At 46.2% G+C, this 13,987-nt stretch carries 11 protein-coding genes and 1 pseudogene; 4 read left to right on the top strand and 8 right to left on the bottom strand.

Annotated elements, in window-relative coordinates; all coding sequences use genetic code 11:
• Positions 1-734: 734 nt before the first annotated feature.
• Positions 735-1,316, top strand: a pseudogene (locus tag H9659_RS13220) (manganese efflux pump); the annotation flags it as partial.
• Between the two features lie 73 nt (positions 1,317-1,389).
• On the opposite strand, the gene H9659_RS13215 reads toward H9659_RS13220, so the two are convergent.
• From H9659_RS13215 to H9659_RS13205, 3 genes are all read right to left on the bottom strand, one after another.
• The gene (locus H9659_RS13215) at positions 1,390-2,574 is read right to left on the bottom strand and encodes an amidohydrolase (RefSeq protein ID WP_191691360.1); all 1,185 of its coding nucleotides are present in this window, start codon (positions 2,572-2,574) and stop codon (positions 1,390-1,392) included.
• A 19-nt stretch (positions 2,575-2,593) separates the two neighbouring features.
• On the bottom strand, positions 2,594-4,006 hold the full coding sequence (locus H9659_RS13210) for a YfcC family protein (RefSeq protein ID WP_191691358.1): 1,413 nt from the start codon (positions 4,004-4,006) through the stop codon (positions 2,594-2,596).
• Positions 4,007-4,417: 411 nt separating this feature from the next.
• A complete protein-coding gene (locus H9659_RS13205; RefSeq protein ID WP_191691356.1) occupies positions 4,418-5,212 on the bottom strand; it encodes a MurR/RpiR family transcriptional regulator in 795 nt (264 codons plus the stop codon).
• A gap of 148 nt (positions 5,213-5,360) precedes the next feature.
• Here H9659_RS13205 and H9659_RS13200 point away from each other — a divergent pair, with 148 nt between their 5' ends.
• Positions 5,361-6,911: a maltose/glucose-specific PTS transporter subunit IIC gene (locus H9659_RS13200; protein ID WP_191691354.1), complete on the top strand. Its 1,551-nt coding sequence runs from the start codon at positions 5,361-5,363 to the stop codon at positions 6,909-6,911.
• 12 nt (positions 6,912-6,923) lie between these two features.
• Entirely contained in the window at positions 6,924-7,610 is a 687-nt protein-coding gene (locus tag H9659_RS13195; RefSeq protein WP_191691352.1) for an N-acetylmannosamine-6-phosphate 2-epimerase, read from the top strand.
• A 101-nt stretch (positions 7,611-7,711) separates the two neighbouring features.
• Here the strand turns inward: H9659_RS13195 and H9659_RS13190 are convergent, their stop codons facing one another.
• Entirely contained in the window at positions 7,712-9,025 is a 1,314-nt protein-coding gene (locus H9659_RS13190; protein WP_191691350.1) for an S-layer homology domain-containing protein, read from the bottom strand.
• A 286-nt stretch (positions 9,026-9,311) separates the two neighbouring features.
• Between H9659_RS13190 and H9659_RS13185 the strand changes: the two genes are divergently transcribed.
• On the top strand, positions 9,312-9,620 hold the full coding sequence (locus H9659_RS13185) for an SHOCT domain-containing protein (protein ID WP_191691348.1): 309 nt from the start codon (positions 9,312-9,314) through the stop codon (positions 9,618-9,620).
• Between the two features lie 143 nt (positions 9,621-9,763).
• Here the strand turns inward: H9659_RS13185 and H9659_RS13180 are convergent, their stop codons facing one another.
• The 4 genes from H9659_RS13180 to H9659_RS13165 all read right to left on the bottom strand — a co-directional run bounded on the left by H9659_RS13180 (position 9,764) and on the right by H9659_RS13165 (position 13,866).
• Positions 9,764-10,579, bottom strand: coding sequence for an STAS domain-containing protein (locus H9659_RS13180; protein WP_191691346.1), 816 nt, complete (start codon positions 10,577-10,579; stop codon positions 9,764-9,766).
• Between the two features lie 148 nt (positions 10,580-10,727).
• Entirely contained in the window at positions 10,728-12,323 is a 1,596-nt protein-coding gene (locus tag H9659_RS13175) for an ABC transporter permease (protein WP_191691344.1), read from the bottom strand.
• On the bottom strand, positions 12,323-13,231 hold the full coding sequence (locus H9659_RS13170; protein WP_191691342.1) for an ABC transporter ATP-binding protein: 909 nt from the start codon (positions 13,229-13,231) through the stop codon (positions 12,323-12,325). The genes H9659_RS13175 and H9659_RS13170 overlap by 1 nt, the downstream gene beginning before the upstream one ends.
• Before the next feature lie 11 nt (positions 13,232-13,242).
• Entirely contained in the window at positions 13,243-13,866 is a 624-nt protein-coding gene (locus H9659_RS13165) for a TetR/AcrR family transcriptional regulator (RefSeq protein ID WP_191691340.1), read from the bottom strand.
• Positions 13,867-13,987: the final 121 nt, after the last annotated feature.

Below are 13,987 nucleotides of genomic sequence, written 5' to 3'. Positions count from 1 at the left end.
ACCTAGCGAAGTTTCTCGATAACGGGACACAATTCAACAGCTTTAAGGGATTAATTGGGGGCGCTTCGCTTGTTGAGAGAGGGCTAGCCGCTCAGCCCCCAGCAGATTCTGCGTTCACCGACACATCCCACCGATTGTCCATCACCTGATGAAAGTTCTCGATCAACTAGTGCACTTTACCAATCAGCTCTTCGCATTTCTCCGACACCTAGCGAAGTTTCTCGATAACGGGACACAATTCAACAGCTTTAAGGGATTAATTGGGGGCGCTTCGCTTGTTGAGGAAGGGCTAGCCGCTCAGCCCCCAGCAGATTCTGCGTTCACCGACACATCCCACCGGTTGTCCATCACCTGATGAAAGTTCTCGATCAACTAGTGCACTTTACCAATCAGCTCTTCGCATTTCTCCGACACTTAGCGAAGTTTCTCGATAACGGGACACAATTCAACGGCTTTAAGGGATTAATTGGGGGCGCTTCGCTTGTTGAGAGAGGGCTAGCCGCTCAGCCCCTAGCAGATTCTGCGTTCACCGACACATCCCACCGGTTGTCCATCACCTGATGAAAGTTCTTGATCAACTAGTGCACTTTACCAATCAGCTCTACGCATTTCTCCGACACGTAGCCAAGTTTCTCGATAATGGGACACAACACAGCCGAAACTATTGCTCTGACATCTAATGCAGGCGCCCCTTCCTCACCACCCATCCGGCATATACTGCAGAGTACACCGAGGAGGCAAGGACTATGCAGTGGATGATGATACTTTTGCTAGGCATCGCTGCCAACTTAGATAATTTAGGGATTGGATTGGCATACGGAATTCAAAAGACGAAGATCCCCCTGCGATCCAATGTCACCATCGCGCTTGTCTCGATGGTTGTTACGTATTTCGCAATGGTTACGGGTGACACGCTGTCGACCTATATATCAGTTGGGACTGCGGATCTCATAGGCGGGTTGTTGCTGGGCAGTATCGGGATTTGGATGATGCTCCAGCCGAAGCCTGTGCAACCGAATCCATTTGAAGACCCCGCTGTCGCAGATATCGACGGCGACCGGATTATTTCCATTCATGAAGCACTTCCTCTAGGTTTCTTGTTGTCCGCGAATTGTCTGGCGGCGGGATTCGGAATGGGTGTGAGCGGGAGCTCCATGCTCGGCACAATTTCCTCGGTCGGTTTCTTTTCATTTATCACCATTGGCGCTAGCCATCGATTCGGAGAACTCCTTGCGCGTACTTGGATCGGGAAATATCCTGCTGGAATTGCAGGTGGATTACTCATCTTGATCGGATTCACCGAAGTGTTTTTTTGACAGTGCCCCCTTGTTTCATCCCATACAAAAAGCTCGTATCCCTTACAAGGGTACGAGCTTTTTCAGCAATCACTTATGAAAGTTCATTCAATACATCTTCGAATACGAGTCCAAGGAACGTTTTTCCGATATACTCCATCGAGCGTTCGTCCACATCGAACATCGGATGGTGATGCGGATAGACCGCCTGGATTTCAGGATTTCTTCCTCCTGCGATGAAGAACGATCCTTTCACCTTTTTCTGATAGTACGCAAAGTCTTCGCTCCCCATCATCGGCGCGCCGTAGCTCACTTTGTCGTCACCGAAAATTTTCGTAGCTACATCCTTCACGCGCGCGGTCTCTTCCGGATCGTTCCAAATGGAAGGGCAATCACTAATATAATTCAATTTGTATTCTGCCCCCGCTGCTTCACACGTCGATTTCACGATTTGTTTCAGCGCGCCTTCAATCATTTCACGTACTTCTTCGTTGTATGTGCGTACTGTTCCTTTAATAATCGCTTTGTCCGGGATAACATTATGACCGTTTCCACTATGTAACGAGCCGACCGTAACGGCAGCTGCTTCTTGCGGACTGACGCGACGGCTCACAATCTGCTGCAAATTGACGACGAGCTGGCTAGCTGTCACTAGCGCATCGATGGTTTCATGAGGAGACGCGCCATGACCGCCTTTTCCTAACACTTCAATTGTAAAATCATCTTGTGCAGAAGACGAATACCCTTCCATCACTTGCACTGTGCCAACGGGTTCTGTCGACATGACATGTGCCCCGTAAATAACGTCAACACCATCCAAGCAACCATCTTGGACCATGAAATCCGCTCCACCCGGTGTCGTTTCTTCCGCAAATTGGTGGATGAAAATCACAGTACCCGGAATCTGGTCCCGCACTTCAGACAGCACTTTAGCCACTCCAAGCAGCGATGCTGTATGCAGGTCATGACCACATGCGTGCATCACGCCAGGCACCTTCGATTTATACTCCACTTCTTTTTCATCTTGGATCGGGAGCGCGTCAAAATCAGCACGTAATGCAATCGTTCTGCCAGGCCGGCCGCCGACTAACGTTCCTACCACGCCGCGACCGCCAACTCCTTCACGCACGGCGATACCTAGATTGCGAAGGTATTCTGCAATCATTTTCGGTGTCTCGACTTCCTCGTTGGACAGTTCCGGATGTTGGTGCAGCTCGCGCCGAATGGATACTTGTTCAGGATACAGTTCATCTAAACGATCGAATAATTGTTTCAACACTACAATTCCCCCTTAGTTATTACGCAGGCCAGACAAATACGTGCGCAATCGTTACAAATATAGCTCCAAGTATAAATTGGATTAAAATCAATGGCCACACCCATTTAAACCATTTAGCAAATGAAATCTTAGCCATCGCAAGCGCCGCAAGAAGCAATCCACTTGTCGGTGTAATGATATTCGTCAAACCGTCACCCATTTGGAAAGCAAGCACGGACGTTTGCCGACTTACACCTAATAGATCCGAAAGTGGCGTCATGATCGGCATACTCAGCGCAGCTTGCCCACTGCCGGACGTCACGACAATATTAAGCAGGCATTGCATAATGTACATACCAATTGCAGCTAAACCCGAAGGCAACTGCGAAACTAGTGCAGTGATCCCATATAGAATCGTATCAATTGTGCTGCTATCTTGCAAAATCACCAGTGCGCCGTAGGCAAATCCAACGACCAATGCACCGACCACCAATTCTTCGCATCCTCTTACAAACGAAACCGCGGTGCCGTTGATGCCTTTCCCATTCACGAGCCCGATGATGAGTGCCATGATTAGGAATAACGCCGAAATTTCCGTTATGTACCATCCGAATTTGATAACTCCGAATCCAAGGCCAATCAGTGTTGCGACTAAAATAATGAGTGTCGTGATCTGCTTCCCTGTCAACGTATGTTCTTTGACCAAATCCACACGGATGTTCCGCTTTTTATCCTCTTCATACACAAGGCTGGATTCAGGATTTTTACGTACTTTACGTGCGTAACGAACAACGTAGAGAATCGCGACCACCATATAAATCAGCCAGAAAATAACCCGCAATCCCATTCCTGAGAAAATCGGAACTTCAGCAATCCCTTGCGCGACACCAACTGTAAATGGATTCATGAAGGCAGCTGTAAAACCTGATGCAACCCCTACTAATACCATACCTGTTCCAACGAGCGAGTCAAATCCCATCATAATCGCAAGCGGAATCATAATGAGGATGAATGGCAGCGACTCTTCAAACATTCCGATAGCCGCTCCGCCTAAACCGAAGAACAGCATGACAATCGGTATGAGATACATCTCTTTGCCTTCCAGTTTAGATGAAATACTTCCAAATGCGCCTTCAATTGCATTCGATTCCCTGAATACGTTAAATGCGCCACCGACGATGAAAATGAAAAAAATGATTGGCGCACTCTGCACCATCCCTTTATGTACGGCTTCAAACACTGGCAAGATCCCTGCCGGCTTTGCGTCAATCTGATGATAAGACCCATCCACGACATACGATTTCCCGTCCTCACTTTGGGTACGATCGTATTCCCCCGCAGGAATTAGATACGTCGCAATTGCCATGATGATAATAACTGTAAATAAAATAACGAATGGATGTGGTGCTTCCATTCGCCACTTCCGCTTCCCGCTTCCTGTTTTCTCTGACATCCATTCGTCCCCCTGAGGTTTTCAATTTCTATTCCGAGCGTTCATTCGACCCATTGCTTAATCTATCACTCCCCTTATTTATATGCAAAGAACTGTATTGTAATCCATTTAAAACTCAATTCTATTTATTCCGCGACCAGAATTCATATACAATACTACAGCATTTTGATTCAGTCAACATCTTTACATCTTCTACCCCAAATAATCGAACTATATGAATTGATGAATATTCATTCATCACAACTGTATAAGATGAGTTGTGTTTCCTGCATACGCCCCTATAGATTATGCAAATTGTTTTTATCATCTTATCTATGTTAAAAAAGTCGCGCTGCAAATAAAAAACCTCCTGAATCATCTTTATCAAAAGACGAAACAGGAGATCAGTCACTTCTTTATTTAGTTCGATAATCACCCAAAACGCCTGAGAGCATTCAACGTCTTGTTGCGCTGCTCCATCAACTTTGCGTCCTCCAGCAATCTGTAGGTGAGCACATCCAGATAAAACAAACTTGAAATTTGTGTATTGATGAACTTTTCGTCATCCACAAATACATGATTCGAGACAAGCACTACTTCGTCAGCGAGCTCAGTCAACGCTTCGGAGTCATTCGTTGTAATGACAATGATCCGCGCACCGCAATCTTTCGCCTGTCGGGTAGCGTCCAATACACTTTGCGTTTTCCCTGTATATGAAAAACACATGAATACGTCTTCTTCGTGTAAAAGTGCACTTTTCATCACCATCGAATGTGCATCCGTGACCGCTGCTGAGTCAATCCCCATACGTTCAATCCGGCTATTGAATTCCTTGGCGATCAAGCCCGAGTTGCCAATACCGCAAAATAATACTCGCTTCGCACTGATCAGGTCATTTGCAATCCGTTCCGTTTGTTCTGTGTCCATGAATTGTTGGGTAGATGCAATGATTGAGTGATAAAAATTAGCGACGCGTTCCACTTCTTCGTCATTTGAACGTTTTTCGGTACGAGTTGCCAGCAATGCATATTTCATCTGTTGGAAAGTGGCAAACTGAATCTTTTTGCAAAAACGGGTGATACTAGAAGGCGAAACATCGATCTCATCAGCGAGATCCGTAATCGATTTTTGTTCAATATTTTTTACGTTCAGCAAGTGTTCCGCAATTTTACGATCGTTTTCGGTGAACTCCGCACTGTGCTTTTGGAGACGATTTTCAAAGTCCATAATCCAAACCCTTTCACATCTTGGTCTTTCTTCCATCATAGCATAGCTTAAAATCGCCAACACCATTTTGAAAATACAGATTCATATATTGACAAGACTGAAAGCGTTTGCTATTCTATTAAAAATATTTTCAGGAGGTGCAATCATTATGAAAAACTTTTTCGGTAAGGCGCAACAGTTCGGCAAGTCGTTCATGTTACCCATCGCAATCTTACCTGCCGCTGGTTTGCTGCTCGGAATCGGGGGCGCATTGTCCAACCCGAATACGATCAGTTCGTATCCGATTTTAGATCAATCTTTCCTACAAGCACTATTTACCATAATGAGCAGTGCGGGCAGTATCGTATTCGCCAATCTCCCGGTCATTTTTGCAGTCGGGATTGCAATTGGTCTTGCGCGTTCCGATAAAGGGACAGCCGCACTTGCAGCACTTGTCGGTTACTTAGTCATGAATGCGACCATCAATGCGATTTTGATCATTACCGATTCTCTTGCGACAGACAATCTCTCTGCCGTCGGACAAGGGACTGCGTTAGGCATCCAAACCTTGGAGATGGGTGTGTTCGGGGGTATTGTCGTCGGAATCATGGCAGGGATGCTGCATAATCGATTCAACAAAATCGAGTTACCACAGTATTTAGGATTCTTCGGAGGATCACGCTTCATACCGATCGTGACGGCGTTTTCATCCATCATCATTGGATCGATCATGTATCTCGTCTGGCCATTATTCCAGAACCTGATTGCAGAAGCCGGAAATCTGGTCAATGCGACAGGTGTCATCGGGACGTTTTTATATGGATTCATCCTCCGTATGCTTGGACCTTTCGGATTGCACCACATTTTCTACTTACCATTTTGGCAAACCGGCCTGGGTGGTTCACTTGAAATCGGAGGTCAACTTGTACAAGGAACACAAAACATCTTCTTTGCACAACTAAGCGATCCGACGACAGGCCGTTTCTATGAAGGGACATCCCGTTTCATGTCTGGCCGTTTCATTACGATGATGTTCGGTCTTCTTGGGGCAGCTCTTGCGATTTATCATACAGCGAAGCCTGAGCACAAAAAGGTCGTTGGTGGACTCATGCTCTCTGCTGCACTAACTTCTTTTTTAACAGGAATTACAGAGCCTCTTGAGTTCTCGTTCCTATTCATTGCACCTGTGTTGTACTTGATTCATGCCATTTTCGATGGACTCGCGTTCATGATGGCGGATATTTTCAACATTACGATCGGTCAGACATTCTCTGGTGGATTTATCGACTTCATCCTCTTCGGTGTCTTACAAGGTGAGGCGAAGACGAACTGGATGTACGTCATTCCGATCGGTATCGTTTGGTTCTTCCTGTACTACTTCACATTCAAGTTCTTGATACGTAAGTTCAACTTTAAAACACCTGGTCGTGAAGATGAAAAAGCGGTTGAACCCGCTGATGGTCAATTATCTATCGATCCTCAAGCGAGCCGTCCGCATTCCATCATCGATGCTCTGGGCGGGAAAGAAAACATTCTGGACCTCGATAATTGCGCGACTCGACTACGCGTGACGGTGAAGGATCCTGAGTTGGTTAAGAAAGAGGTTTTCCCGTCAACAGGCAGTAAAGGTGTCATTATGAACGGCACTGGCGTCCAAGTCGTATACGGCCCTCAAGTTTCTGTCGTGAAAAATGAGGTCGAAGAAATTTTAGAGCAATAAGGAGGAACTTATATGCAGTTACCATCGGAATTGATCGTCTCTTGCCAGGCACTCGAAGACGAACCGTTACATTCGTCCTTCATCATGAGTAAGCTTGCACTCGCTGCGTTCCAAGGCGGTGCAAAAGGGATCCGTGCCAATTCGAAAGAAGATATTTTGGCGATTAAGCAAGAAGTTCCGCTGCCCGTAATCGGCATTGTAAAGCGGAATTATCCAGGATCGGACGTCTACATTACAGCAACACGCACTGAAGTGGATGAACTGCTCGCAAGCGGCTGCGAAGTGATTGCAATGGATGCCACCCTTTCAGAGCGTCCGGCAGAATCCCTTCAAGAGCTGGTTGAATACGTACGGAAGACAGCGCCAAACGTTGAGCTCATGGCTGACATTGCGACCGTGGAAGAAGCGGTTCACGCTGATCAGCTCGGCTTCGATTATATCGGTACGACATTACATGGGTATACCGCCAATACGAGTGGGCAAAAAGTGTATAACAATGATTTCGAGTTCCTGAAAGAAGTATTGAATTCTGTGTCTGCACCTGTTATCGCAGAAGGAAATATCGCGACACCCGACATGCTGAAACGCGTATTTGAGCTTGGTGTATATGCTGCAGTCGTCGGCGGCGCGATTACACGACCTCGTGACATCACCCGTACATTCGTAAACGAATTGCAAAATGTCCGCACAAATTCTTGAACCGCAGAAGCCATCCTTTCGAGGGTGGCTTTTTACGTTCCTGCTCATTTCATCCAGCATGAAACCCCCTTCAAGGAATCTCGAAGAGGGCCGGGTTATCATCACTTCAACTGTAACTTCTCTTGTATCGCTTCCCACATGACTGCATAGCCTGCGCTCGTTGGATGCGGGCTTCCCGTTTCCATCAGGTCCTCATAGGATTTGTCAGGATGCTGCGCCAAATAGGCATTCAGTGCATCGAAGTGGGATATGAACACATATCCATTTTCATCACTTATCCGCTTTAACACGTTGTTGATACTCTCGGGTGCGAACTGGTAGTTAGCAATTGTATTCGTCGAAGGCGGTGGCGCCATCACGATCATCAGCTCAGATCGCTTATCCACTTCACTTAGCAGCGTGCGGATCGTTTGCTCGTACTGATCCAGACTACTATCAATACGGTCGTTCGTACCAAGCATGACAAAGACAACATCTTCTTCGGATGAAACAAGCTGATCCTTGCGCGTTAACGACCACTGCGCCGTTTTTCCGCTGATGCCTGCATTGAAGAAATCGATTTGTCCATACTCCGGCCTGGCGATATATGCGCGGAACCGATTTGCCCAAGTATCCGCTGTATAGGAAGCTTCCCGATACGTCGATTTCCCGTCCTTTAAAATCACCCGACCATTTTGAGGGATTGAAAATCCGTCTCCGCCAGCACCAGCAGTAATACTATCGCCGATCAGTTTGACGGATTTCACATTCCCGCTGTTCAATTTGTCAGCGAGTTGGCTGTACGACTTCGGCATCGACTTCGTCAGCTTGTCCATTTCCGCACGATACACCAATACGGCAAACTCCCCGCGTTTCAGTAAATCGTCTGTTCCAAAGTGTGTATTTGACTTTCCTCTAGTTATCCCGTTGGACACTAATCCCGCAACCGCGTCTAGATAACGGTCGTTGACGTCACGAAACGACACTTTTGAAGGATTTCCTTGCAATGCATATGCCTCGGCGTGACTCAGCATGAGTGCCATCTCACCACGTTTAATCGAATCTGCAAATCCGAAATAGGTATCGTTCTTGCCACGGACAATCCCTGCTTGCTTCAATGCTGCGATCGCCTGTTCGGCACGCGAAGGTACATCCGAAAACGCAACTATTTCAGAAGGTTTCACCGGCAGCTCCAATGCGTTGGCCAATATGACGGCTGCACTGCCTCGTGTTATTGGCTCGCCTGTACCAAAAAGAGTCGGCGATATTCCATTTGTATACTTCTTGCCTGTCAAGTAATTGACAGATTCTTTGTAAGCAGGTGACACATCCCGAAATCCATCCGCCTCCACCATTCCTGGTGAGAGGAATGATATGATGATCATCAGAACTATTAGTAACGACCACTTGCGATAGATTTTCGCTTCTCTTTTCAACTTGTTTCCCCCTGTAGTGAATTTGTGTTTAATATCGACCATAATTATGTAATTTAAATAGGTCGTGCAGCAAAAAAAATCCAGGAACATCTATGAATCTCTATACAAATATGAAAGTGCAATCAATGAACGGCTCATACTTACAAAGACTTACAGAAATTGATAGCCCCGTACTTTTAAAGAAGAGTTAAGCCTTGGAAATAGATAGATATAGTTCTTAAGAACTGTATACATTTCTTCGTTTTCTAGATAAGATAGTCTTATCACGCAGTGGAGGTTGAACTAGATGAGCTGGTCAGTTCTCGGTATTTTTGTCCTTCTAGTCACATGGGGTTTTACAAAGTCAATTACTACAGGCATCTTGTCACTTCTGACATGTTGCGCACTGTATGCAGGGTATACATTTTTCATGAATCACAAAAAACGATTCCGTCAAACGAATCACTTCCACCATACGGCGCGCCAAGAATTTTTTGCCAGCGAATTGAAGCGGCTTAAGGATTTACGGGAATCCGGACTACTTACTGAAGACGAGTTCACTGTTCAAAACAGACTGCTATCTTGCAGCAAACAGAACAGCTACATAAAATCCTGAACCAGATATCCATAAAGCGAACCAGCCACTTCCATACGGCTGGTTTTCCTATTTCTTTTGACTCTCCTTTGAGAGTATTCAAATGCTGCACAAAAAAACGGTCTCTAACATGGCAGAGACCGCATTTTTATCGTTCTATAACGCTACAACAAACTTTCCAATGCCTGTTGAACAGTTGCATAGTACTTCGTTCCCGCAAAATCCATACTTGAATTGACAATCTTCAGTGCAAGTTCAGGGCGTAACCCTGTAGTAATGACTTCAATTCCCATCAGACTAAGTGCATCCTCAAGTTGATGAAGGGATCGAACTACATGGTCATCCACCGAGACAAGGCCAGAGAAATCTGCAATTGCATACTCGACCCCCATCTCTGCAACTCTAGGCAAGACATTATTCATAATTGCGTAGGACCGATCATCCGTGATTTCTCCGATGAATGGAATAATGACAATTCCATCTCGAACAGGTACGATCGGCGCCGATAATTCAGCGAGTTGCTGTTCGGTATCCGAGCGATACAGCTCAGAAAGACGTTCAAATGCATAATAGGTTTCGTTCAGACTTATGTCCAGCAAGGTGTTCACTTGTTTATTGACAAGAGCAAACTCTTTTAACGTGAGTCCTAATCTTTCACCGATTTCAACGAGAACATCGGTAAATACGACGCGTGTTGGAGGATAGCGATCGACAATGATAGAGATTTTACCACCGATTTCCGTCTGCATCGCTGCGTTAGTGCGACTCCATTTCATAAGTGCTTCAGGGATTTCAAATTGGTCATTCCGTAATGATTCCCCTAGGGATTTCCAGAGCTCCTTATACATGAGTAAGGCCCGCTCCTGTTCCGCTTCAGGGACCTCAACCGGCAGCTGGCCGCAAACCCGCTCAACGATCATCGCTGCGAGCTCGTCGGTATGCTCCGTTATATAGTTAAACAACTGATCGAATGAGTTCATCCATAATCACACCCCATTAATTTCCTAATGCTAGTATACAGGATGCCTTTGAATGAAACCATTAATCATACAACGAAATCTGCAACTTGATATGATCCACTACAAATCCAGTCACTTCATATTGCATGTTTTCGAATTCATAAGTGTTTCACTGAATATCCCTTTTACGATAGCCAACCATCCCCGCGACTGCGAAAACCACAGCAATCATTACTAAACTGACTTCCGCCACCCAATCCATCGATTCTATCGGCCATTCCGGTACCCAACCGAATGGTGAAATGCGTGTAGCCCATTCAGGAAACTGCAACAAACTTCCTAGGTATAGCGTGACAAACGAGTAGACGAGATATAACCATACGAGTGAGTTCCACTTAGGTGCAATGCCGATTAATAACGAACTCAAACCAATCATCACCAAGATTGCGGGAATTTGAACAGCGCTTGCTGCAAAAATGAGTGCAGCTGAGAGCGGTTCCTCCATCACATTGATGCTCGCGAGCCATAATCCTAGAGCAGCAATGGAATTCATCACAACTCCGTTCATGACGGCTACGGACACATACGCTCCCAAGAGACGTATCCGGGAGACGGAACGTCCTAGCACACTATCAATTCGATCGACTTTTTCCTCCCCCGCTAATTTATGCATCGCGAGAATACCAGGAATGGTAGCGATCAATGCCATAACGAGCATCAGCAATGGCAGAAATTGTTCAGCCACAGACTGATTTGTATTTCCAGCAAGCATATTCTCAAGTAATTCATTTCCATCAAAAAAAGTTTCTAAATCTCCGAGGACGGAACCGTACGAAACTCCGAGCAGAAGCATTCCGACTGCCCAAATAACAATTCCCGTACGTTGTAGCCGCAATACGAACCCAAGCGGAGTAGTCAAATATGCAGAAGCATGTGTCCGACCAGCCTTCGAGCGGAGGAATCCTGCACCTAGATCCCGACTGCCCTGTAAAACCCCTGCTAGCCATCCTAATAAAATTCCGCCAGCAACGAATAATACAATCGGCCAGCCATTGTTGCCACTAAAAGGTTGCACGAACGTCACCCAGCCTAATGGAGAAAACCAGGACAACAACGATTCAGCGACATCCCCTGCGGAGCGGACCATATACGAAATGACAAGTAGAACCATCGCAAGGCTCGTCGCTCCACGTGCGCTTTCTGCGAGTTGTGCACAAACAACAGCAATTCCGGCAAAAAACAGACCTGTTCCGCCAATCGTCAGTCCATATAATAGCGCGCCTGCACTCTCCATGCCCTCCATTCCTAAAATCACTAGTCCCACCCAAATAATGATGACGAGCGCTATGTTTACACCAACCAATACAGTCATGGCGGCCACTAGCGGTGAGCGTCTTCCTATGGAAAGAGATTGGATCATTTCCGTAATCCCGGCTTCCTCTTCAGCCCTCGTAAAACGGACGGCAAGCAGGATATTCATCAATGCAACGGTAACGGCAGTCAGTAACAGCATCTGATGCGACATCATCGCTCCCAGCGTATAGCTTTCCAGATTCCCTGGACCAACCATCGCCGTCATTGCCGGATTCCGCATCGTTTCAGCCATCACATTCCGTTGCTCCTGCGTAGGATATAACTCGTGGAAAGCAGGAGGAACTGCAAATGTCACAGCAGAAATGCTCACCAACCAAAGCAACAGTCGGAAGACATCACGCCGGACGATGAACTTCGACAGGCGACCGCTCCCCCTTATTGAACTCCCCATTAAGAATCACCTACTCGAGTTATTCCATCTTCATCCCTGTAATGCTGCATGAACAAATCTTCGAGAGTCGGTGGAGCACTTTCCAGCCTCTGGATGCCAAATTGACTCAAATATGATATGACGGCATTGAGTCTCCCGCTATCCACTTGAAACGACCATCCATCTCCAGATTGTGTCAATTTATGGACGCCCTCTACCTCCCCAAGTCCCGGTGCAGGCGCATGCAACTCCACAACGAGTTTGGTACGAGTTAAATGGCGTAATTCATCAAGTGTACCCGTTTCCACGATGACTCCTTGTCGGATAATCCCGACGCGATCACACAACCGCTCCACTTCTGAGAGGATGTGGCTTGAAAGCAACACACTTTTCCCCGCAGCCTTCACCTCTTCCACGCACTGCTGAAAAACATGTTCCATCAACGGATCGAGACCAGAAGTCGGCTCATCGAGGATGAATAGTTCTGCATCTGATGCAAATGCTGCTACTAGTGCAACCTTCTGCCGATTCCCCTTCGAGTACGTCCGACACTTCTTAGAAGGGTCCAAGTCAAACTTTGCAATCAGTTCCTCACGGCGTTTTACGTTCACATCGCCTTGTAGACTAGCAAATAAGTCAATAACCTCCCCTCCCGTCAAGTTCGGCCACAAATTCACATCCCCCGGCACATAGGCAATCTTCCTATGAATTTCAACAGCATCCGTCCAAACGTCTTTACCAAAAATCGTTGCTGTCCCCGCATCTCTCTTCAACAGTCCCAGCAGCACCCTTATCGTCGTCGATTTTCCAGCACCATTCGGTCCGATGAATCCAAACACTTCGCCCTTTCTCACTTCCAACTCCACACCACTCAGCGCGTTAAACTTCCCGAATGTCTTCGTCAATCCCTTCACTTCCAGTATCAGCATCACCACACCCCCTATTTATAATAAATCAGCTTCAATACACCGAGAAATGCATGAAATTCATCCCAATACGATTCCATTTCCAAATCTACAAATGTCTGCCCATCCAGCTTCGCAAGTAGTTCCTTACCATACCCTTCAATCGACCAACCAATAAGTTTCATCACTTCTTCCGCAGGCACATCCTTCCGGAACTTGGATGTGTCGACTCCGCTGAATAAGCTCCTCATTCCGTCCTGCTGCATCTTTTCCAATCGACCTGTAAGCGATCTCGGAATTTTCGACTCGTTCTCCAACATCACTTGACCGATGAAGTGGAACAAGTCCGGATGCAACTGGTAAACTTTCATCTTCAACTTGGCAGACCCTTTCATCCTCTCGATGAAATCCGGTTCGGACACATCCAAATATTGTTTGGATAACTCTTCCATCACACTAAGAGCGCGTTCGACCAAATACTCATAAAGTGCCTGTTTCGTTTCAAAATAGTGAAACAGCATTCCTTTTCCGATACGTGCTTCTTTTACAATCCGATTCGTCGATGCCTGTTCATAAGGACGTTCTGCAAACTCATGGATTGCAGCATCCATAATCCTTTTTTTCTTAGCTTCATCAAGAGTTTCAAACGACTTCAACACAAACACCCCTCTTTAGACCACATCGGTCGATTTTATTATAAAAAAAAAAAAAAAAAAAAAAAAAAAAAACAGACCACACCGGTCGAAGCAAGAATATCATACTTCATACGATTAGGTCAAT

This window comes from Sporosarcina gallistercoris (genome assembly GCF_014836415.1).
In the GTDB taxonomy this organism is placed as follows: domain Bacteria; phylum Bacillota; class Bacilli; order Bacillales_A; family Planococcaceae; genus Sporosarcina; species Sporosarcina gallistercoris.
Note: the sequence above shows the minus strand (reverse complement) of the source record. Positions and strands in the feature narration are given on the sequence as shown.